Source organism: Pseudomonas sp. R15(2017), assembly GCF_002112685.1.
GTDB classification, from domain to species: Bacteria; Pseudomonadota; Gammaproteobacteria; order Pseudomonadales; family Pseudomonadaceae; genus Aquipseudomonas; species Aquipseudomonas glycinae.
On sequence record NZ_NEII01000007.1, the window covers coordinates 1 to 20,862 of the forward strand.

Consider the following 20,862-nt stretch of genomic DNA (forward strand, 5'->3'; position numbering starts at 1 on the left):
CGTCTACGAAGACCGCAAAGTCGAAGCCCGCGCCAACGACCACCTGACCGTGGGCGTGAACCAGCACATCAAGATCGGCACCGGGCAATTCATCGACGCCGGCCAGGAAATTCACCTCAGCAGCGGGATGAAGGTGGTGCTGGAAGCCGGAGCCGAACTGACGTTGGTCGGTGGTGGCAGCTTCATCAAGATCGATGGCGGCGGCGTGACCATGAGTGGGCCGGCGATCAACATCAACTCCGGCGGTGGGCCGGGGAGCGGCACCGGCGCCGCCCCACTGCTGCCGGGCGTGTTGAAGCAGGCGGATGCCGACAAGGCTGGCGCTGTACTGACCCCGGCGCAAATCAACACCCTCAAACGTAATGCGCCGTTCTGTGAAGAGTGCGAAAAATGCAAGGCAGGTGCCTGTGCCATCTAATCGAATGACACCCAAGGATTGGCTGGCACAACAGCCGTTGCAGAAAGACGAGCGGCTGTATCTGGTCATCAGCGCCGCGAGCGATGCAGAAGCGCTCAAGGCCTTGTATCAGAGCGAACCGTCCGTGCAGGCCATTCCCGTCTGGGGCGGAACGCCCTACTCCACTTGGCAACCGGTGATGCCTTACGTCGCCGAACTCAAGGCCAACTCGGCCTTCCTGCCCTGGATCACCGAAACCGACGCCCTCGACTGGGGCTGGCTGGCGGTCTCCCGCTCGGAACCCAACGAAGTTTTCGAACATCTGCGCAGCTTGATCCAAGTGAAAATGCCGGACGGGACCGAGGTGTTTTTCCGGTTCTGGGATGGGCGGCATATCTATCCGATTCTTGAAGGGCTGGGTGAGACAGCCGGGGAAGTGTTGCCGGTGTTTGAGCGGTATCTGATTAATGGGCGGAGCCTGGAAGTCGGGCCGAGGGTGGTGCCGAAGGCGAAGGATTGGCCGTGGTGGGAGGTGCCGAAGAAGTTGCTGGATCAGTTGGCGAAAGAGGATCACACGACCCTGATCGGCAACTTGATGCAATGGCTCGAAGAAGCACGCCCGGACCTCTACAGCGCATGGCCCGAGAACAACCTGAAACTGAAAATCACCCGTTTCGTGCGTCGCCCGGATGCTCCGGACAACCTTAAAGAAGCACTGTTAAACCACCTGATTCTGGAGCAAGGCTGATGGATCGCGTTGCCTTTGTTGACAACCAACTGAACACCTTCAAGGACAGTCTGAAGCTGTATCAGGAACAGACCAAAACCTGGTACGCCAGCGTCGCCGACAAAGCCAGCCGGGCGGCTGATCTCCCTTCCCTGCTGGGCATGGAGCGAGTGATCAAGGTTGGTGATACCAGCAAGTCGGTGAGCATGACCGACGGCGACTTCACTTCGAACGTGGCTCAGTGCCCTTTGAAGGGTCCGCTGCTGATCGAGAGCAAGTTCGAATCGGTTTATGACATTCCTGTAGGCGATATCGAAGTCGAGATCGTCGCGGTGGAAGGTGGTGCAGTCAGCAAGGTCAAACTCGATCAACAAGGCAAAGCCAGCTGGACCGGTGGGATTCCCGGCAAGTTCTACAAGATCCGTGTTCACAACGAAGTGACACCCGCGCAGATCGACGCTCTGTTCAGCTCCTACAGCGGCGTGACAGCAGACCTCGAAGGTTTCCTGCGCAAGGAGTGGGCCGGGTTCAAACCACAGTGGTCGAACCTGTCGGCTTCGGGCACTGCGATGGCGATCGGCAACGGTATTCTTGAAGGTGGCTGGGAAGCCATCAAAGGCGTGTGGGATGGCATCAGTCTGGTGCTCGACATTCTGCAAGACCCCAAGAAGTTTGCGAATGATCTCGGTGCCGGCGTCCAGGACCTGATCAAAGTCGCCCAAAGCTCGCCAGACATCATGAAAAAAGCCATGTTGCTGGCCAGCGACGAAGCCGCTTTGTTCCTGCTGGTACGCAGTGCCGTGATCTGGCTGGCAGGCTTGCCGCCAATGAAGATGGCCGGCGACGTTGCGAAGATGACCACGGCCATTGTCGTCGGCATCGCGATCGACATCGTGATTGGCGTGGTACTGACGATTGCGGCCGAAGGCACAGGGGTTATCTACCTCGCCGCCCGACTGAAGAAGTACGGTGAGCTTGTCATCAACGCTGTCACCAGCTTCGTGAAGTCGCTATTCAAGATCATCAATGGCTTTATGGAGTACGTTGCCAAATACACTGCCGTTGCGGCACGCGGGGTGACGGCTAAGGTGAGAAACGGCGTCTCTCAGCTGCGATTCGACGGGAAAAAGAACGCAAGGCTGGGTAAAGGCGAAGTTGGTGATGACGCTTCAAAACAGGCAAAGACGCCTGCGGAAAAGAGCGCCGAACCCGCCTCGGGGACGTGTACCAACGGATGCCCGGTGTCGATGGTCACTGGCGAAGAGCTACTGACGCTGACAGATGGCCAGCTTGACGGCTTGCTGCCGTTTGAATGGACACGCCTGTACAGAACCAGCGCCGTGGAAATCGACTGTGGCTTGGGATACGGGTGGAGTCACGCCCTTGCCCATCGCATCGAAATCGTGGGCGATGAAGTCATCTGGACCGACCACGAAAACCGTTCCACACCGTTCCCGCTTCCAAGCGAACAGCGCCCGGCGATCACCAACAGCCTCTCGCGTGCAGCCATTTTCCTCGGCGATGACCCGTCAGAACTGGTACTGGCCCAAGCCGGCAAGCGTCCTTCTTTCTATCACTTCCGTTTCAACAGCAAAGGCGCAACTCTGATCGCCATCAGCGACAGCTATGGCAATCGCCTGCACATCACACGGGACATCCACGGGCGCATCAAACGCCTCGACAACGGCGCAGGTCGTGCCCTGCTTTTACGCTACGACCGCAAACACATTGTGGCTGTGGACTATCAGCAGTTTCTTCCAGCAGACAATCTTGAGGATGCCTGGAACACTGTCCAGACGCTGGTCACCTACACCTATGACGCGCAGCACCGGTTGATTGAAGCGAAGAATGCTGCCGGGGAAGCCGAGCGTTATCGCTACAACGATCAACATGTGATTCTGGAACGGCAACTGGCCGGCGGCGCGAGCTTCTTCTGGGAGTGGGAGAACGAAGGCAAACTGGCTCGATGCATTCACCACTGGGCAAACTTCTCGCAGATGGACGCGCACTACGCCTGGGATGACAAAGGCAGCGTGACCGTTACCAACGCCGATGGCAGCGAAGAGGTCTACACCCACGACGACCAGGCACGACTGATCAGCAAGATCGACCCGGATGGTGCCGAGCACCTCAAGGCCTATAACGATAAAGGCCAATTGGTCGCGGAAAAGGATCCTCTCGGCGCCGTGACCGAATACCGGTACGACGACAATGGATTGATGATCGCCGTCATCCCTCCTGAAGATGAGGCCATCACCTACGAATACAGCAACGGATTCGTCAGCGATGTTCATCGCGGCAAAGCCAGCTGGAAGTATCAACGCAACAGACAGGGCGATGTTACCCAGCAAATCGACCCGGACGGAAATTCGACGTTCTACAGCTACGACCGTCAAGGACGCTTGCTGGAGATCCGTCACCCGGATGGCAGCCGCCACCAACTGGGTTGGAACAACCTCGGTCAATTGCTTGAAGAACGCCTGCCCGACGGTGGTCAACGCAAATATCGCTACGACGCGTTGGGGCGGCAGATTACTCGGCAAGAAGAGTCCGGGGCCATTACCCAATACCAATGGGATACCGCCAACCGCCTTGCACAAATTACCCTGCCGGGCGGTGCAACACGCGCGTTTACCTACAACGCCTACGGCAACGTCACTGCCGAACGCGACGAACTTGGCCGCGTCACCCGTTACGAATATGCCGACAACCTGCACCTTGTCAGCCGTCGCATCAATCCTGACGGTAGCCAACTGCGCTACCGCTACGACAACTCGCGGCTGCTGCTGACCCAAATCGAAAACGAGCGCGGCGAGCACTACAACCTCGACTACTTCCCGAATGGCCTGATCCAGCAGGAAACCGGCTTCGACGGTCGTCGCACTGCGTACGAATACGACCTCAATGGCCAGTTGCTGAAGAAAACCGAATTCGGCGATGACGGCAGCGAGTTGGTGACTGAATACCAACGCGACGCCGCAGGCAGGCTTCTGGTGAAGACACTTCCCGACGGCGAAGAAATCCACTACAGCTACGATGCCCTCGGTCGCCTGGTCAACGTCGACGACGGGCACTGGCCGCTCGCCTACGAATACGACCTGCAAGATCGCCTCGTCACCGAACACCAGGGCTGGGGCACCTTGCGCTATGAGTACGACAACGTCGGCCAGCTCAAGCACTGTCGCTTGCCTGATGGCAGCAAACTCGACTACCGCCATCAACCCGGCGGTATGCTCAGCAGCATTGATCTCAATGGCTCGCGACTGACGTCTCACCAGTTCAGCGGTGGTCGCGAACAGCAACGCCAACAAGGCCTGCTGCTCAGCCAGTATCAATATGACGAACAGGGCCGCTTGCAGGCCCACAGCGTCAGCCAGCGCGACAAAAACCTGTTCCAGCGCCGCTACAACTACGACGCAAACGGCAACCTCGCCGGCATCGACGACAGCCGAAAAGGTAGCCGCAGCTACCACTACGACCCGCTCGATCGCTTGATCAGCGTTCGTGGCGCTACGCCGGAAAGCTTTGCTCATGACCCGGCCGGTAACCTGCTCGGCCAGAACAATGAAGGCACAGCAAATCTCGCAAACGTCAAAGGCAACCGCCTGCTGATGCAGGGTGATCGCCATTACGACTACGACGCCTTTGGCAACCTGATTCGCGAACGTCGCGGCGCTGGCCAGAAACTCGTCACTGAATACCGCTACGACTCCCAGCATCGACTGATCGGTGTCAGCCTGCCGGGCGGCAGCAATGCATCCTATAAGTACGACGCCTTCGGTCGCCGCATCGAGAAAACTGTCGATGGCCACACAACCGAATTCTTGTGGCAAGGCGAACGCCTGATCGCCGAAAGCGGCGACAACCGCTATCGCACCTACATCTACGAACCCGGCAGCTTCCGCCCGCTGGCGATGCTCGACGGCGAAGGCCCGCGCAAGGCAACGCCGTTCTACTACCAGCTCGATCATCTAGGCACACCACAGGAACTCACTGATTACAGTGGCGAGATCATGTGGTCCGCGAAGTACCGCGCCTACGGCAACCTTGCGGCGCTGGATGTCAGTGAAATCGACAACCCGTTGCGATTCCAGGGTCAGTATTTCGATGCAGAGACAGGGTTACATTACAACCGGCACCGCTACTACAATCCGGGGACTGGCCGTTTTCTGACACCGGATCCGATCAAGCTTGCGGGTGGGTTGAATAGCTACCAGTACGTGCCGAACCCCACGGGGTGGGTGGATCCGTTGGGTTTAAGTTCTACATTGGCACACTGCCCCAAAGTGCGATCTATTGACCCCAACGAGGTAAGATTTTCCCAAACTTCCGTTTCATACAATAAAACTGATAGAGCGGGCAATAACTATACTTATGACAACTTGGTCACGAGTATGAAAGAAAAGGGGTGGCAAGGTGATCCAATTGACGTTGTACGAATGCCAGACGGTCATCTGACTAGCATGGACAACACTCGGGTTCGGGCTGCACGTGAAGCAGGAATCAAAGTGGAGGCGAGAGAACGCGCTTATAATGACCCTGTCACTGAACCTGAACAGAAGCGTTTCGCCGTAAAAGGAAAGAAACCTGACACCTGGGGGCAAGCGATCGAGTTAAGAGTCGGCAAACAGTCGCCGAAGCGCTTCGGCAAAGAAACCCCTTACGGCTCACACGAGCTTCCAAAACTGAGTGGCAAAGAATGAATTACTATTTAAACATTCAAAACAGAAGTAAATTTCAATACCCCAAAAGCTTTATAAAAACTATCAGCAAAGATCCTGAAGTCGACCTTGAGCCTTGGTGGTTCATAGTCTTTGAAGATGGAGACGTCAATTATTGGTACCATACACTAAAAAGCCTTTACCCACAGAGAGAATTAATACCGTTTGCCAAATTTAATGCGAACGATGATATCGCCTGCTTTGATGGAAACGATAATTCCGGAGATCCTCAGGTACTCATAATCCACGCTTATGCGGCAGAAGGCTGGGAGCTTCATGGCAGCTATAAAACCTTTAATGACTGGTTAACTGCCGCCACAGAAACACATAAAACCTGGGAAGATGAAGAGTAGCACGACTACTCCTTATCAACCTCAATTATAAAATTAGCGGGTACACTATCGGTCAACCAAACTTCATTTTCAGACTTGAAAAAAACAAAGCCCTTTCTATACATAGACTGAGAGCTTATTTTCAGCAAGATTACCTTGCCAAACCGCCGCCCCGCCTCTGACGCTAAAACTCTGTCGCTTGTTAGGTGTACGTGATGTCTGCCACCTGGAACAAGACCGCGATGTCGAATACTCTCCAGAAATCGTTCTGCTGTACCATGGTACAAATATTCGGGAGGTTCCAACTCAGAATACCTGCGCCTAACTAACTTGGTCGAGTGCCCTTGTATAGCACGAATCCTTAATCCATCGCTGGAAATTTCGAAACGTTTTTTATCATTCGTAGAAACGACTTCTTCAACCTCCACCAAGCTTACGAAAACACCTTTTCCAGCGGCCCCCGACATTAATTCCTTGATACTTCCCCAGCCTTCGGCATCAAGTTCGAGCCCAATATGTTCTGGCTCATGGCGTAAAACATAGCTAAGAAACCTACTTAAATCCTCAAAGTTACAACTCATTAAAACCCATCCCTAAATAGATAAAGTTCGTTAAACACTAAACTCCAACCTAGCCACGCCCTAAAAACCACCCAAACCAAAGTTCTGAGCTAACTCCACCCTAAGGCTACGTCATTACATCAACAAAGACTATTACCCTTCTACTCCAACAGGTTAACGATTGTCGAATATAGATACCGCAACACAAAAGGGGGCAGTTGAAGAAAATAGATCTTTCCCGAAGGCACTGTGCCTTTACCTACAACCCGTACGGACGCGTCACCGCCGAACGCGATGAGCTGGGCCGCATCACCCGCTACGAATACGCCGACAACCTGCATCTGGTCAGCCGCCGCATCAATCCCGACGGTAGCGAGTTGCGCTACCGCTATGACAACGCCGGCCTGCTACTCACTGAAATCGAAAACGAGCGCGGCGAGCACTACAAGCTCGACTACTACGCCAACGGTCTGATCCAGCAGGAAACCGGTTTCGACGGCCGCCGCACCGCGTACGAATACGATCTCAACGGCCAGTTGCTGAAAAAGACCGAATTCGGCGACGACGGCAGCGAACTGATCACCGAATATCAGCGCGATGCTGCCGGTCGACTGCTGGTGAAAACCCTCGCCGATGGCGAAGAGATTCACTACAGCTACGATGCCCTGGGCCGTCTGGTGAATGTCAACGACGGGCACTGGCCGCTTGCCTACGAATACGACGTGCAGGATCGCCTGATCACCGAACACCAGGGTTGGGGCACCACACGTTACGAATACGACAGCGTCGGGCAACTGAGTCACTGCCGCCTCCCCGACGGCAGCACACTCGACTACCGCCATTTGTCAGGCGGACGTCTGAGCAGCATCGACCTCAACGGCTCACGACTGACCAGCCACCAATTCAGCGCCGGTCGCGAACAGCAGCGCCAGCAAGGCCTGTTGCTCAGCCAATACCAGTACGACGAACAAGGTCGCCTGCAAGCGCACAGCGTCAGCCAGCGTGAAAAAAACCTGTTCCAGCGTCGCTATAACTACGACGCCAACGGCAACCTCGCCGGTATCGACGACAGCCGCAAGGGCAACCGCAGCTTCCACTACGACCCGCTGGACCGCTTGACCAGCGTACGTGGCGCAACACCGGAAACCTTCGCCCACGACCCGGCCGGCAACCTGCTCGGCCAGAACAACGAAGGCACAGCCAACGTCGCCAATGTCAAAGGCAACCGCCTGCTGATGCAGGGCGACCGCCACTACGACTACGACGCCTATGGCAACCTGATCCGCGAACGCCGTGGCACCGGACAAAAACTCGTCACCGAATACAGCTACGACTCCCAGCACCGACTAATCCGTGTCAGCCTGCCGGATGGTAGCGCCGCGTCCTACAAATACGACGCTTTCGGTCGTCGCATCGAAAAAACCATCGATGGCTACACCACCGAGTTCCTGTGGCAATCAGATCGATTGATAGCCGAAAGCGCAGGAAACCGCTACCGCAGCTACATCTACGAACCGGGTAGCTTCCGCCCATTGGCAATGCTCGACGGCGAAGGGCCGCGAAGGGCAGTTCCGTTCTATTACCAACTCGACCACCTAGGTACACCACAGGAACTGACTGACTACAGTGGGGAAATCATGTGGTCGGCTAAGTACAGGGCCTATGGCAATCTTGCGGCGTTGGATGTCAATGAAGTAGACAATCCATTACGTTTCCAAGGTCAGTACTTTGATGCTGAGACAGGCTTACATTATAACCGTCATCGATATTACAATCCGAGCACTGGGCGTTTCTTGACACCAGATCCGATCAAGCTCGCGGGTGGATTAAATAGCTACCAGTATGTGCCCAACCCGACAGGTTGGATTGATCCGCTGGGTTTAAATGGATGCGCTGGGCAAGGGAAATTTAAAAGGGGCGACAAGTTCTATCATTCCCGTAGAGCAGCATTCCAAGATGCAAAACGTGATGCGAGAATTCCAACGACTGCAGAACCAACTGACGTGAAAAGAGTTCCTCTTACCAAGGAAGATGAAAATGGCAATATTGAATTTGTACGGGACTCTCAAGGCAATACTGTAATGACTAGAGAGTATCATTATAAAAATATTGACAACGAACGCGTCGTCATTCAAGAGCACTCACATGGACATGAAGACTACCCGTCCACACATGCGTCGCACAAACCACACTTTAATGTTAGAGAGTATAATCCAGGAACAGGAAATGCTCATCGAAATAAAACATTCCACCTTAAAAGCGTGGCCAAACATTACGTATTCTGAGTAACTCAAAATGTGGATTTCATCCGTATCAAACAAAATACAATGGACTTCAATTTTTGGAGAAAACCACTCACCCACCAACATGCATACGTCTTATGTAATGCTGGACGGAAATTCTATTTGTTTAAAACTACACTGCCCAATAGAGCAGGACGCTGCTCCAAAAAAATGGCTTGAGCAAAACTACAACGAATACGAGTTCAATCTCTACATAGCCAATGTAGACAGCTTCATAGTAGAAAACTTTAACTTCAGCGGCCCCACTACTTTAACTGCCACACAAGACGGACCAAGTTACAGAATCGAGCTTGAGTTTGGAAACTCATGCAAAGTCATGTGCAATGCACAAAACATTACCATCGCCAACATTAAGGCATACCACAACGACGGTGCCGCATAATAAAAATAAGCACCCGCCCTTTTCAATTAATACTTTAAGGACAGAATGAGAAACCAAAGGAAGCCAAAGGGGGCTTTGTAGGTGGAGGACCAAAAGGACGCTTGCTGGAGATCCGTCACCCGGATGGCAGCCGCCACCAACTGGGTTGGAACAACCTCGGTCAATTGCTTGAAGAACGCCTGCCCGACGGTGGTCAACGCAAATATCGCTACGACGCGTTGGGGCGGCAGATTACTCGGCAAGAAGAGTCCGGGGCCATTACCCAATACCAATGGGATACCGCCAACCGCCTTGCACAAATTACCCTGCCGGGCGGTGCAACACGCGCGTTTACCTACAACGCCTACGGCAATGTCACTGCCGAACGCGACGAACTCGGCCGCGTCACCCGTTACGAATATGCCGACAACCTGCACCTTGTCAGCCGTCGTATCAATCCTGACGGCAGCCAGCTGCGCTACCGCTACGACAACTCGCGCCTGCTTCTGACCGAAATCGAAAACGAACGTGGCGAGCATTACCACCTCGACTATTTTGCAAACGGCCTGATCCAGCAGGAAACCGGTTTCGACGGCCGCCGCACCGCGTACGAATACGACCTCAACGGCCAGTTGCTGAAGAAGACCGAATTCGGCGATGACGGCAGCGAACTGGTCACCGAGTATCAGCGCGATGCTGCCGGTCGACTGCTGGTGAAAACCCTCGCCGATGGCGAAGAAATTCACTACAGCTACGATGCCCTTGGCCGTTTGGTGAATGTCGACGACGGTCACTGGCCGCTGGCCTACGAATACGACGTGCAGGATCGCCTGATCACCGAACACCAGGGTTGGGGCACCACACGTTACGAATACGACAGCGTCGGGCAACTGAGTCACTGCCGCCTCCCCGACGGCAGCACACTCGACTACCGCCATTTGTCAGGCGGACGTCTGAGCAGCATCGACCTCAACGGCTCACGCCTGACCAGCCACCAATTCAGCGCCGGTCGCGAACAGCAACGCCAACAAGGCCTGTTGCTCAGCCAATACCAGTACGACGAACAAGGTCGCCTGCAAGCGCATAGCGTCAGCCAGCGTGAAAAAAACCTGTTCCAGCGTCGCTATAACTACGACGCCAACGGCAACCTCGCCGGTATCGACGACAGCCGCAAGGGCAACCGCAGCTTCCACTACGACCCGCTGGACCGCTTGACCAGCGTACGTGGCGCAACACCGGAAACCTTCGCCCACGACCCGGCCGGCAACCTGCTCGGCCAGAACAACGAAGGCACAGCCAACCTCGCCAACGTCAAAGGCAACCGTCTGCTGATGCAGGGCGACCGCCACTACGACTACGACGCCTATGGCAACCTGATCCGCGAACGCCGTGGCACCGGACATAAACTCGTCACCGAATACAGCTACGACTCCCAGCACCGACTAATCCGTGTCAGCCTGCCGGGCGGCAGCAATGCATCCTATAAGTACGACGCCTTCGGTCGCCGCATCGAGAAAACTGTCGATGGCCATACCACCGAATTCTTGTGGCAAGGCGAACGCCTGATCGCCGAAAGCGGTGACAATCGTTATCGCACTTACATCTACGAACCCGGCAGCTTCCGCCCGCTGGCGATGCTCGACGGCGAAGGCCCGCGTAAGGCGACGCCGTTCTACTATCAGCTCGATCACCTGGGCACACCGCAGGAACTCACCGACTACGGCGGTGAAATCATGTGGTCCGCGAAATACCGCGCGTACGGCAACCTCGCGGCGCTGGACGTCAGCGAAATCGACAACCCGTTGCGGTTCCAGGGTCAGTACTTCGATGCGGAGACAGGCCTACACTACAACCGTCATCGCTACTACAATCCGGGGACTGGGCGGTTTCTGACACCGGATCCGATCAAGCTTGCGGGTGGGTTGAATAACTACCAGTACGTGCCTAACCCTACGGGGTGGGTGGATCCGTTGGGTTTGAATGGATGCCCACCAGATGGAGATGGTCAAGGAAACCCAACTGCACCAACAGAGAAGGCGCGAGTCGATACGAAAGAACCTTCGGCACCCGATATCCCGTGGTCGAATGGTTCTGTAAAAAGGGCATCAGACGCACTTGATCGAGGTGCTACCTCCGTCACCGTGAACAGCAGAGCTGAAGCTGAAGAGCTATTTTTAGGGAAATATGTAGGCCAAGGATATAGAAACGCCGAAGAATTCAACTCTGCGACTGCCAAAACGCATTTTAGAAAAACAAAAGAACCCGAAAAATACTATCACTGGGATGACACACCGGTTTCAGACATTAAGACAAGAAAGGTCACAATGGCGAATCACGACCCGAGCGACCCACATGGTGATCATCCACATTTGCAGCTTCACCCTGTGAAAGGGGAAGTTATAAGAATCTATTGGCCAAACCAATTTGAAGGACAACAATGAGCACCCAGAAGACTATCCCTAGAAAAGTTTGGTGGGGTTTGGAGGCAAAATCATATACAGAGATTGCGCAGGAACTACCTTCGCAGGATGAGTCACTTAGAAAGTGGATCGCAATCTACGCTGTTTATCATTTAAACTTTGAAAACAGATACCCTGGAGAGAGTTACTACAAGTTTCTAGAGGATGCAAAAAACTCTAAATACGTCATTATAGAATTCACTCTCCCAATCCACTTTCTCAAAACAAGAGACAGCATTGGCGCCAACGACACAACAATCACAACGTGCAAAACCATGGAAACAGAGGAAGAAATAAACTCTTTTCTTTATGAAAACAACATAAACCCCGAGCTATTTACGCCCCCATGGACCTGCGAGTACCCGCTAGACTGAACTCAACAAAAATTGACAAATCTGTCTCCTTTTCAAACCCAAGTCAAAGGGGACAGATCTATTTCTCGTTGAAAAAATAAAACCGTCCCTTTTTATACATCTCCACTTTTATACATGAAAAAAACAAAATAATATGAGAACAAAACTTAAATACAAACTCCAACCCCTCCGAGTACCAAGTGGATGGACAATCACAATCAACAACCTTTACGAGGTTGATCTCACCCCCGAAACTGCAGATTGGTTTAGTAGCTCAGTTTTACTAGGTGGTGCACGACAAACTACGGGACACTGCTTTGACTCCAGAGTTGAACCAGAAGGAGATCCATCGGGAGAGTTTGTAATTGAATTCCTAACAATCAAGTACGACAACAAAGGGAACCCGTTAAAAAATTCTGAGATATTCCTAGGGGAATTCAAAACAAAAAACAAGATGGAATTTATTAAAAAAATCGAAGATTTTATGCTTGAAGCATAACAAACCAAAATTTATTTTTCGCTGAAGAAAATAAATCTGCCCCCCCTTTTCAACCCCTTTCATACATTATATTCTTGAAGACAACCCCACCACCTTCCTCAGAGCTTGGAGATTCCACTAAATGAAGGTCGTATGTAAATTCAACAACATCAATCAAGCACCAAATCCAGAAACCGTATCAAGATTAAAAAAACACATATCACTTCCTGATGGCGAATTAGACCTGCAAATAGGAAAAGAATACATTGCCTACGGAATAGAATTTCGGGATAACCAACCTTGGTACTATCTGTGCTCAGAAACCCATGATGAATACCCCATCCCTGTCGCAGCTGACTTTTTCGAAATTGTCGATAGCAGACTTTCGCGCCATTGGAAACTTTGCTTTCTCGCCTTAAAATCAAAGCCAGAAAGCAAGTTAGTTTTCGCTGAGTGGGCTTCAAATATTAATTTTTATGAAAACCTGATTAATGGCGAAAAACAAGCCATCGCTATATTTTCCAAATACAGAAAACTCATGGATGCAGAAGAGTAGCAATTCCAGAACCATGATTACTTCGTATCGATCAACGCGTCCAAAACCTCATACTTAACCACCACCCGATTCCCATACAGTTTCTCGCACTTAACCAACGCCCCCACCTGCCCCTTTTCCCTCACCTCCCGCCAAATCTCATTCTCCCGATACACCCGCTCCCCCTCCCGCACAAACCGATGCCCCACCTCGAACACGTGATACCGATAAGCCCGCTCCCGATCACACAACAACTCCCCCTCCAACTGCGTCTCCCCAACCTTCAGCTTCAGCTGAAAGCTGCGATCCGTCGGGTTGTGCAGTACCAGGTCGATGTAGTTGTAGAAGATCGCCGCTCCGGAGCCGAATGGCAGGACGCGGCCGTCGTCCGGGAAGGGGTCGAAGCTGTGGTTGGCGCGTTCGATGACGACCAGGGGTGAGTGAATGGCCATCCAGTGGATGAGGTTGCTGAGTTGGCAGATGCCGCCGCCGATGCCGGTGCGGGCTTCGCCGAATGAGAGTTCCATGCCTTCGACGTAGCCGCGTTGGCGGGTCGGGCGGCCGACAAGGCGGCAGAAGGAGAAATATTCGCCGGGGGCGATGGTGACACCGTCGATGGCGGCGACGGCGAGTTTGAGGTTGATGACTTTGTTGTGTTGCAGCGCGAGGTCGGAGTCGCCGAGTTTGCGGATCAGTTTTGAGGTGTGTTTGAGGTAGCGGTAAGGCAGCCGCTCGGACGTCGTGGCAGGCCGCGCGTAGCGTTTGCTCGAGCAGTGCCAGGCGATGTGGCGGAACAGTCTTTTTTGCCACACGCGCAGCCAGTAAAGGGCCGGGTGGTAGAGGGAAAGTGGTTTCATCCTTGGCGAACGGCGCGGGCCGTTGTCTTCCTTGAGCTTGAAAGGGCGGCGCATCTTACCGTGGAACCGCGCTTGATCGCCAAGCGCCTCGCCGGTGTCGCAAGCGGTAACAAGTCACCCGGACCGGGCGCTCGGAAATTAAGCTTGAACTAAGGTTACGTCCCTACCATCCGGGCCACAAAGCAGCGGTTCTGTGGGCTGATTGCCGTCAGCAGAACCCTTCAACTTGAAGTGAGCCCGGACCATGAGTGCGATCGATTCCACCTCTAAACAACTGCCCGCCTTCAGTCTTGTATTGGTCAATTACAAGACGCCGGAAATAACCCGGATGTGCCTGGAGTTTCTCCAGCAATACGTCAAGGAGCATCAAATTCCGGTGTGGGTGGTGGACAACGATTCTGCCGATGAAAGCCTGATTTACTTGCGGTCTCTGGACTGGATCAACTTGATCGAGCGCCCTTCACCCGGCAAGGAAGCGGGACATATTGCTCATGGCAAGGCACTTGATCTGGCACTTGCGAAAGTTGAAACCGATTACCTGTTTTTGCTGCACACCGATACTTTCGTTTTTGACAGTACTGTCTTTTCGATGATGATGAATGAGTGCATGCAATCTTTGGATACAGCGGCGGTCGGTTGCGTCGAGCAATTGGATCGCGGTGTCCTTAGAGACACTTGGCGTTTGTCTTCGCGTTATTTCAAACACTATTTCCGCCGGGCAAAACAGCACTTGGGGTTGCCCTCCCGAGATCCAAAACCCTACCGGGAAACACACCTGAAAAGCTTCTGCACCTTGTGGAACGCACGGCTGATCAAGGCTCACGGGCTTCATTTTTCGATGGACGACCGAGTCCCGGGATACACGCTGCAGGATCGTTTAAGCAGCCTTGGCTACGGCATCAAATGCCTCTCGCCGCGGACGATTTTCCGCTACCTGGATCACATTCAGGCCGGCACCGTGGCCGCGATCGGTGGATACGGCAAACAGCACCGCCGCACCACCATGTATCAGGAAACGCTCAAGCGCCTTCAGTTACAACAGGGCATGCGACCCGCCAAATCGTAAGACAATAAAAAAGGGCGACTTCAAAGTCGCCCTTTTTTGCTTCTGAATTCTTTGGTTTCCACTCCGAGGAGGTGTTCGCCCAGTGTAATGGCCTGGCAATCCATGCACCGGTAAAGAGCCCTGACACTGGGCGAACGGGAGGGATTTTAATGGAAGTTGGCGGATATGTCGTGCTAATTGAAGATGAAATTTATGTACTGAAAAGTTAAAGGACGTTGCTTACCGATTTTTCCCGACAAACTTTCTGAACTCACCCGCCCGAATACTTCATATGACTGTTCTCATACAATTACTTGTACAAGAACAGCCATTCTGTAGAGTCAATACTCAACTTTCATGCTGACTGGTCACTTTTAATACATCGGTGTAAGTGACCACGACGCTTTGCCCGACTTTCAAATCTTTCAGCTTGGCCTGAATTTCAGGCTTTTCGACGTTGAGGGTTTTCGACTGGCCTGAAGGGTTTTCCAGGGTGACCTGGTTTGTCGCCAAATCAATTTTGGTGATTTTCAGTTGCACCTGAACCTGGCGGAAAGCCTCGCCACCGGGGTTGCTGCTGCCCACGGCGTTGCGCAGCTCGCCAGTACGCTCGGTGGAGCCAGGCAGACCTTTATCCACGTCGGTGTCCAGATAAGCGGCCACAGAGCGGGTCACTTCGATCTGTACCAGATCGCCCACTTTCAAATTACCGAGGTTTTTCGCCTTGTCGCTGAGCTGAATGTGCACCTGGCGACCTTCCGCGCCTTCAAGGACCACCTGATGATTGGCCGGGTCAACCGCCAGCACTTTGGTGGTGACCCGGTCGGCCTCGACAGCGGCCGACAGCGGGATATCGGCGGCCATCGCCGAAAAGCTGGCAGTAGAAAGGACAGTGGCAAGTGCTATGGCGTGCGTCAGTGCTTGGAGCTTCATAAGCGATACATTCCCTGTGATGGATGGCAGCACCCATCGCCGACGTGGTCAGCGACGGATGTGCCACTGAGCATAGTCGCCCTTCAGGGTTTGTTCCGCGATCGTTGCGCAGTGTCCTGCGCGGTGGACTCGCCACTGGCGGTGCCTTTTCCGGAGCTCTGCCGCTGTTTGGGATCGGTGGGACGCAGTGCGTCGTTGTCGCGTTCGGTTTCACCCGGCGGACGAGGTTCGTCAGGGTGTTCGCTATCAGGGACAGTGTTCATGTCGGGCCTCCTCAGGCTTCAGGGTCGTCGAGTTCCCGCGCGACGTTCACGGCGGGTGCGTCCTTGTGCAGGTCATCGGCCTTGGCTCTGAGAATCTGCCACTGCTCAAGATCGATGGCACCTTGGCCGAGCAAATCGTCAGCAATGCGCTGCAGATCGAAGTAATGGGCATCCGGGGATTGTTGCCAGTACGTCTGATCGTCAAACATCTGCTGCCAGGTAGTCAGGTCTGGAGATTTCAGTTCCTCGCTCATGGATCGGATCCTCGGCCATGTTTCTCGGTAGAGGGAGCATCCTCGACAGAGTTCCAATCGATCCCTTCGCAGGCAAGGCGCGCGAAATCAGTACCCGGTCATCTCCAGATAGCCCTGCCCGCCCCGATTGCCGCTCAGGCGCACCGGCCCTTCCCAATACGGAATGCGCAGGTTCATCCAGGCATCGGGGTTGATTGCATCGAGGGTGATCTGCAGATTTTTTTGCGGAATGTCGATCGACCAGCGCACCGGCATCGAACGGCCGGCGACCTTCGCAGTGCCTTGCGGGGTCAGCTTGATCTGCTCGGCGTGCAGGGTTTCGGTCTGGCCATCGGCGGCAATCCACGTGCCGGTCAGGTACGGCGCCCCTTCCTTCTGGCGCATGCGGTAAAGCATGACGTGTTCGCCGCCGTCCAGATGCAGGGAGAACCAGTCCCACCCTGTCTGATTGGCGGTCAGCGGCTGACTGCTCCATTCGCGGTCGAGCCAGGCCGGGCCGTTGACGGTGTAGGTCTGGCCGTCGATCTGCAGGGTGCCGCTGGCCTGGAAAAACGGCTGGCTGTAGTAATACGACGCCTGGCCCTGTTCGGATTTCTGACTGAAACCCTTGTCGCCTTGCAGCACCAGCGGGCGGCTGGAGGTCAGGCGCAGCTGGTAGCTGAAATTTTTGTCCTTTGCGCTGAGTTGCATGTCGCTCAGCGGATCGCTCGCCTGACTGACGAAACGCCAGTCATCGATCCACGCCTCGAACGGCGCCGCACGCACCCCGGCCTGCCCGACGCCGCCACGGGCGTAACGCTCGGCGGCGTGATGGACGCTGGCCGAGGTCACTGCCGCGTGCCCGAGCCAGATCGTCTGGTTGGCCCAGCCCGGCTGCTGCGGCGAGGCGTTCAGGGCGCTGCGGAATAACGTCCACTGCACGCCAAAATCGTTGCCCTGCGCATCCTTGAGATTGGCCGTCACGTACCACCATTCGATGCGAAAGCCGTCATGGGCGCCGTGATCCGCCGGGAAGCTGAACACCCGCCCCGGTACCACCGGCGTAAACGCCTGTGCCTGAGCGCCCATGCCGGCGAAGCCCTTCTGCTCCGCTGTGGGGTTGTCGCAACCACCGAGCAACAACGCCAAAAACACCAGCGCAAACCTAGTCCTCATGAGCAAACGTCCTCAGCAAGTCCGCCGGTTGCGTGCGGTACAGCGAATACAGCGGCCACGCCGAGGCCAGCAAGGTCGCCAGCAGCGCCAGCCCCATCAGTTGCAGCAACTGCCATGGAAACACCCGCAGCGGCAGACGCCAGCCAAAGGCCTGCACGTTGATCACCGCGTCCAGACACCACGCCAGACCGATGCCCAGCGGCAAGGCCAGCACCAGCGTCAGCAGCGCCAACAGCCACGTTTGCCCGAGATTGAGCAGCATCAACTGTCGTCGCGTCACGCCCAACGCCCACAACGGTGCGAGCTGGCCGAGACGGCTCTGGCTCTGGGTCAGCAGGCTGATGAACAGCGCCACGCCGGCGACGGCCAACGTCAGGCTATTCAGCGCGGCGGTCGCGGCGAAAGTGCGTTCGAAGACTTGCACCGACCAGCCCTTGAGCCGCGCCTGATCAACGATGCGACTGTCATCGAGCTGGAAGCGCGCCTGCAAGGCCGTGAGCAGCGCCGGGATGTTCGGCGGGTCGATACGCAGGTTGAAGCGGTTCGGCGTCAGCTGCGGCCAGCCGCGCAACAGGTGATTGCTGTTGACCAGCACATGGCCCTTGGGATTGCCGTAGTCGGCGTAGATCCCGACGATGCGCGGCGTCCACGAGCCGCCCGGCGTGGGAATGGTCAGGTGATCGCCCGGTGTGACTTTCAAGCGACGCGCCAATTGTTCGCTGAGCATCACCGCATCGTCCTTGGCCAGCGCCGCCCACGGGTCGTCTCCTCGAGATTCGAGCAACGGCCAGTGCTGGCGATAGTGCGGATGATCGATGATCCCGAACACATCCGCCGGCCAGCCCTGCAGCGTCACCGAAACCTGCCAGTTGGGCATGATCGCGGTGACGCTCGGTTGCTGTTTGAGCCACGTGTACAGCTCTCGCGCCTGCGCCGGGTTGCTCGGGTTCAGATAAAGCTCGGCGGTGAGCCGTTGTTCGAGCCAGTCGTTGAAGGTCTGGCGGAAACCGGCGGTCATGCTGCCGGCGCCGATGTTCGCCGCCATCGCCAGCAGCAGCGCCATCAACGCCAGGCTCAACGCCGGCAATTGTTGGCGGCAGTCGGCGAGAAACCACTGCCCGAGCACCGAGCGGCTACGCCCGAGCAACCCGTTGAGCAGCGCACTGAGCAACACCGGCAGCGCCAGCGCGGCGCCGAGCAACAGCCCCGCCATCAACACAAAACCGCTGGCCAGGCTGTTGCCCCACACCAGCGCCGCCAGCGCAATCACTGCACAAACACCGGCGACCCAACCCTGACGCCGCAACCAGCTCGCATGTTGCTGATGCCAGGCCTGCGGATCCGCCACCGCCAATAACGGCAGACGCGCCGCCCGCAGCAAACTGTTGGCTCCGGCCAGCAATGCGCCAAGCAGACTCAAGCCGATGCCGCTGAACCACCACCACGGACTCAGACGCAACTGCCCCGCCACTTCCGCGCCGTACAGACCGCGCAGGCTGGCGGCGACATCCGGCAACAGCACGCTCGCCAGCCAGTAACCGCTGACTACGCCGAACAACCCGCCGATCAACGCCAGCGCGCCGAGCTCGACGATCAGGCAAGCGATCAGCATCCGCGCGCTGACCCCGCAGGCCCTCAAGGTGCGCAGCAGTCCCCGACGTTGCTCCAGCGCCAAACCGATAGCCGCGTGGACGATGAACAAACCGACAATGAACGAGAGAAACCCGAGCGCATCGAGGTTGAGGTGGAAGCTTTCGGTCAATCGCGCAAGGTTGTTTTCCTCGCCACTGCTCTTGAGCTGCAACTGGCCCTTGAACGCGGCCGGGACGTCGGCGTGAAAATCCTTCGGCAGCAGCAGGCGTGACAGTTGCTCGGGCTGTTCGAGCACGCGCTGAGCGACGCCGATGTCCACCAACAGCATGCCGGGGGCCATGTCGGTTTGCGCCCGCAGCGGCGGCAGCGTCTGGCCGGTTTCGGTGGCCGGGGTCGCGCCCTCGGCGAGGTTCAGCGCCCGCAAGGTTTCGGGAGAAATCCAGGTGCTGCCCGGCGGGCTGAAGAACTCGACGACGCGCTCGATCGGCATCGCCTGCCCGGCCACCGCGCTGTCACCGGGTAAAGACACCGGTTCGATACCCATCAACTGCAGGCGCTGGTTTTCGTGGCCCTTGAGACTCAGGCGTCCTTGCAGCATCGGCGACACCGGCCAACCCAGACGCCGCAGGTCAACGAACCATTGTTGCGGGAACGTCGCGCCGTTCGGCGTGCTGAGGCTGGCCTGGGGTTCGCCGCCGATCAACTGGCTGGCCCGGGCATAACTGTCCCGCGCCTGACTGTTGAGGGCTTCGACTCCGGTCAACAAGCTGGTGGCCAGCCACAACCCGGTCAGCACACTGAAAAACTGCACCGGATGGCGTCGCCAGTGACTCAGCAGCGCCATCAGCGCGTGGCGGAAAACCTTCACGTCAACCGACCGCTGGACAGCACCACGCGCTCCGCCAGCCGCGCCGCCACGCGCTGACTGTGGGTGACCATCAGCAAGGTGGTCGGCGTGTCGTCGAGCAATTCCAGCAACAGTCGCAGCACTTCGTCGCTGGTGGCTTCGTCGAGGCTGCCGGTGGGCTCGTCGGCCAGCAGCAGTTTCGGTCGCGCGGCCAGCGCCCGCCCGAGCGCAACCCGCTGTTGCTGGCCGCCGGAGAGTTGTTCGGGATAGCGCTTGAGCAATTCGCTCAGCCCCAGGCGCTGCACCAGATGCTGCTGCCAACGCGGGTCATGCCGCCCGGCCAGTCGCGCCTGAAACGCCAGGTTGTCCTCGATCCGCAGGCTGCCGATCAGGTTGTACTGCTGGAACACCAGACCGATTTCGGTGCGCCGCCAGTTGGCCAGTTGCGCCTCGTTCATCCGGTCCAGCCGATGTTCGCCGCTGCTGATACTGCCGCTGTCGACTTTGTCGAGCCCGGCGATCAGGTGCAGCAGCGTGCTCTTGCCGCTGCCCGACTCGCCCATCAGCGCCAGGCTGCTGCCGGGCTTGAGCGTCAGGTCGATACCTTGCAACACCGGCAACGGGCCTTGTGGGGTGAGGTAGCTTTTGAAGACGTTGTGAACCTGGAGCATGCCGCCATCCGATCGATC

16 protein-coding genes and 3 pseudogenes are annotated in these 20,862 nt (G+C 56.0%); 11 read left to right on the forward strand and 8 right to left on the reverse strand.

Annotation, left to right across the window (positions count from 1 at the left end):
- From CAF77_RS15300 to CAF77_RS15315, 4 genes and pseudogenes are all read left to right on the forward strand, one after another.
- A pseudogene (locus CAF77_RS15300) lies at positions 1-418 on the forward strand (type VI secretion system tip protein VgrG); the annotation flags it as partial.
- 4 nt (positions 419-422) lie between these two features.
- On the forward strand, positions 423-1,145 hold the full coding sequence (locus CAF77_RS15305; protein ID WP_371915555.1) for a DUF4123 domain-containing protein: 723 nt from the start codon (positions 423-425) through the stop codon (positions 1,143-1,145).
- Complete coding sequence (locus CAF77_RS15310; protein WP_064378952.1) at positions 1,145-5,827, forward strand: RHS repeat-associated core domain-containing protein; 4,683 nt, start codon at positions 1,145-1,147, stop codon at positions 5,825-5,827. Before CAF77_RS15305 ends, CAF77_RS15310 begins: the two co-directional genes overlap by 1 nt.
- Positions 5,824-6,198: a hypothetical protein gene (locus CAF77_RS15315; RefSeq protein WP_064378951.1), complete on the forward strand. Its 375-nt coding sequence runs from the start codon at positions 5,824-5,826 to the stop codon at positions 6,196-6,198. The genes CAF77_RS15310 and CAF77_RS15315 overlap by 4 nt, the downstream gene beginning before the upstream one ends.
- 5 nt (positions 6,199-6,203) lie before the next feature.
- On the opposite strand, the gene CAF77_RS15320 is transcribed toward CAF77_RS15315, so the two are convergent.
- Positions 6,204-6,758 carry an RNA 2'-phosphotransferase gene (locus CAF77_RS15320; protein ID WP_084776888.1) on the reverse strand — a complete coding sequence of 185 codons (555 nt, stop codon included), beginning with the start codon at positions 6,756-6,758 and terminating at the stop codon, positions 6,204-6,206.
- 230 nt (positions 6,759-6,988) lie between these two features.
- Between CAF77_RS15320 and CAF77_RS15325 the strand changes: the two are divergent.
- The 6 genes and pseudogenes from CAF77_RS15325 to CAF77_RS15345 all read left to right on the forward strand — a co-directional run.
- Positions 6,989-9,022, forward strand: a pseudogene (locus tag CAF77_RS15325) (RHS repeat-associated core domain-containing protein); the annotation flags it as partial.
- A gap of 10 nt (positions 9,023-9,032) precedes the next feature.
- Positions 9,033-9,422, forward strand: coding sequence for an Imm50 family immunity protein (locus tag CAF77_RS15330; protein WP_139831645.1), 390 nt, complete (start codon positions 9,033-9,035; stop codon positions 9,420-9,422).
- A gap of 92 nt (positions 9,423-9,514) precedes the next feature.
- Positions 9,515-11,506: pseudogene (locus CAF77_RS15335) on the forward strand (RHS repeat-associated core domain-containing protein); the annotation flags it as partial.
- Between the two features lie 332 nt (positions 11,507-11,838).
- On the forward strand, positions 11,839-12,234 hold the full coding sequence (locus CAF77_RS15340) for a hypothetical protein (RefSeq protein WP_064378949.1): 396 nt from the start codon (positions 11,839-11,841) through the stop codon (positions 12,232-12,234).
- A gap of 133 nt (positions 12,235-12,367) precedes the next feature.
- A complete protein-coding gene (locus CAF77_RS29030) occupies positions 12,368-12,712 on the forward strand; it encodes a hypothetical protein (RefSeq protein WP_139831646.1) in 345 nt (114 codons plus the stop codon).
- A 121-nt stretch (positions 12,713-12,833) separates the two neighbouring features.
- Positions 12,834-13,247, forward strand: coding sequence for a hypothetical protein (locus tag CAF77_RS15345; RefSeq protein ID WP_084776887.1), 414 nt, complete (start codon positions 12,834-12,836; stop codon positions 13,245-13,247).
- 17 nt (positions 13,248-13,264) lie between these two features.
- On the opposite strand, the gene CAF77_RS15350 is transcribed toward CAF77_RS15345, so the two are convergent.
- On the reverse strand, positions 13,265-14,083 hold the full coding sequence (locus tag CAF77_RS15350) for a VanW family protein (RefSeq protein ID WP_064378948.1): 819 nt from the start codon (positions 14,081-14,083) through the stop codon (positions 13,265-13,267).
- Positions 14,084-14,327: 244 nt separating this feature from the next.
- On the opposite strand from CAF77_RS15350, the gene CAF77_RS15355 reads away from it, so the two are divergent.
- Complete coding sequence (locus tag CAF77_RS15355; protein ID WP_039767785.1) at positions 14,328-15,149, forward strand: glycosyltransferase family 2 protein; 822 nt, start codon at positions 14,328-14,330, stop codon at positions 15,147-15,149.
- Between the two features lie 327 nt (positions 15,150-15,476).
- Here the strand turns inward: CAF77_RS15355 and CAF77_RS15360 are convergent, their stop codons facing one another.
- From CAF77_RS15360 to CAF77_RS15385, 6 genes are all read right to left on the reverse strand, one after another.
- Positions 15,477-16,061 carry a hypothetical protein gene (locus CAF77_RS15360; RefSeq protein WP_085655709.1) on the reverse strand — a complete coding sequence of 195 codons (585 nt, stop codon included), beginning with the start codon at positions 16,059-16,061 and terminating at the stop codon, positions 15,477-15,479.
- Between the two features lie 83 nt (positions 16,062-16,144).
- A complete protein-coding gene (locus tag CAF77_RS15365; protein WP_064378946.1) occupies positions 16,145-16,324 on the reverse strand; it encodes a hypothetical protein in 180 nt (59 codons plus the stop codon).
- Between the two features lie 11 nt (positions 16,325-16,335).
- Positions 16,336-16,578 carry a hypothetical protein gene (locus CAF77_RS15370; protein ID WP_041475203.1) on the reverse strand — a complete coding sequence of 81 codons (243 nt, stop codon included), beginning with the start codon at positions 16,576-16,578 and terminating at the stop codon, positions 16,336-16,338.
- 87 nt (positions 16,579-16,665) lie between these two features.
- Entirely contained in the window at positions 16,666-17,733 is a 1,068-nt protein-coding gene (locus tag CAF77_RS15375; protein WP_064378945.1) for a lipocalin-like domain-containing protein, read from the reverse strand.
- Positions 17,723-20,194 (reverse strand): FtsX-like permease family protein, encoded by a 2,472-nt coding sequence (locus CAF77_RS15380; protein WP_064378944.1) that lies wholly within the window; start codon positions 20,192-20,194, stop codon positions 17,723-17,725. The genes CAF77_RS15375 and CAF77_RS15380 overlap by 11 nt, the downstream gene beginning before the upstream one ends.
- Complete coding sequence (locus CAF77_RS15385; protein WP_064378943.1) at positions 20,191-20,844, reverse strand: ABC transporter ATP-binding protein; 654 nt, start codon at positions 20,842-20,844, stop codon at positions 20,191-20,193. Before CAF77_RS15385 ends, CAF77_RS15380 begins: the two co-directional genes overlap by 4 nt.
- Between the last annotated feature and the right edge of the window lie 18 nt (positions 20,845-20,862).

Excerpts from the sequence above, each read along its gene's own strand:
- CAF77_RS15305 (WP_371915555.1), top strand. The coding sequence starts at position 423 with ATGACACCCAAGGATTGGCTGGCACAACAGCCGTTGCAGAAAGACGAG.
- CAF77_RS15310 (WP_064378952.1), top strand. The coding sequence starts at position 1,145 with ATGGATCGCGTTGCCTTTGTTGACAACCAACTGAACACCTTCAAGGAC.
- CAF77_RS15315 (WP_064378951.1), top strand. The coding sequence starts at position 5,824 with ATGAATTACTATTTAAACATTCAAAACAGAAGTAAATTTCAATACCCC.
- CAF77_RS15320 (WP_084776888.1), bottom strand. The coding sequence starts at position 6,758 with ATGAGTTGTAACTTTGAGGATTTAAGTAGGTTTCTTAGCTATGTTTTA.
- CAF77_RS15330 (WP_139831645.1), top strand. The coding sequence starts at position 9,033 with ATGTGGATTTCATCCGTATCAAACAAAATACAATGGACTTCAATTTTT.
- CAF77_RS15340 (WP_064378949.1), top strand. The coding sequence starts at position 11,839 with ATGAGCACCCAGAAGACTATCCCTAGAAAAGTTTGGTGGGGTTTGGAG.
- CAF77_RS29030 (WP_139831646.1), top strand. The coding sequence starts at position 12,368 with ATGAGAACAAAACTTAAATACAAACTCCAACCCCTCCGAGTACCAAGT.
- CAF77_RS15345 (WP_084776887.1), top strand. The coding sequence starts at position 12,834 with ATGAAGGTCGTATGTAAATTCAACAACATCAATCAAGCACCAAATCCA.
- CAF77_RS15350 (WP_064378948.1), bottom strand. The coding sequence starts at position 14,083 with ATGAAACCACTTTCCCTCTACCACCCGGCCCTTTACTGGCTGCGCGTG.
- CAF77_RS15355 (WP_039767785.1), top strand. The coding sequence starts at position 14,328 with ATGAGTGCGATCGATTCCACCTCTAAACAACTGCCCGCCTTCAGTCTT.
- CAF77_RS15360 (WP_085655709.1), bottom strand. The coding sequence starts at position 16,061 with ATGAAGCTCCAAGCACTGACGCACGCCATAGCACTTGCCACTGTCCTT.
- CAF77_RS15365 (WP_064378946.1), bottom strand. The coding sequence starts at position 16,324 with ATGAACACTGTCCCTGATAGCGAACACCCTGACGAACCTCGTCCGCCG.
- CAF77_RS15370 (WP_041475203.1), bottom strand. The coding sequence starts at position 16,578 with ATGAGCGAGGAACTGAAATCTCCAGACCTGACTACCTGGCAGCAGATG.
- CAF77_RS15375 (WP_064378945.1), bottom strand. The coding sequence starts at position 17,733 with ATGAGGACTAGGTTTGCGCTGGTGTTTTTGGCGTTGTTGCTCGGTGGT.
- CAF77_RS15385 (WP_064378943.1), bottom strand. The coding sequence starts at position 20,844 with ATGCTCCAGGTTCACAACGTCTTCAAAAGCTACCTCACCCCACAAGGC.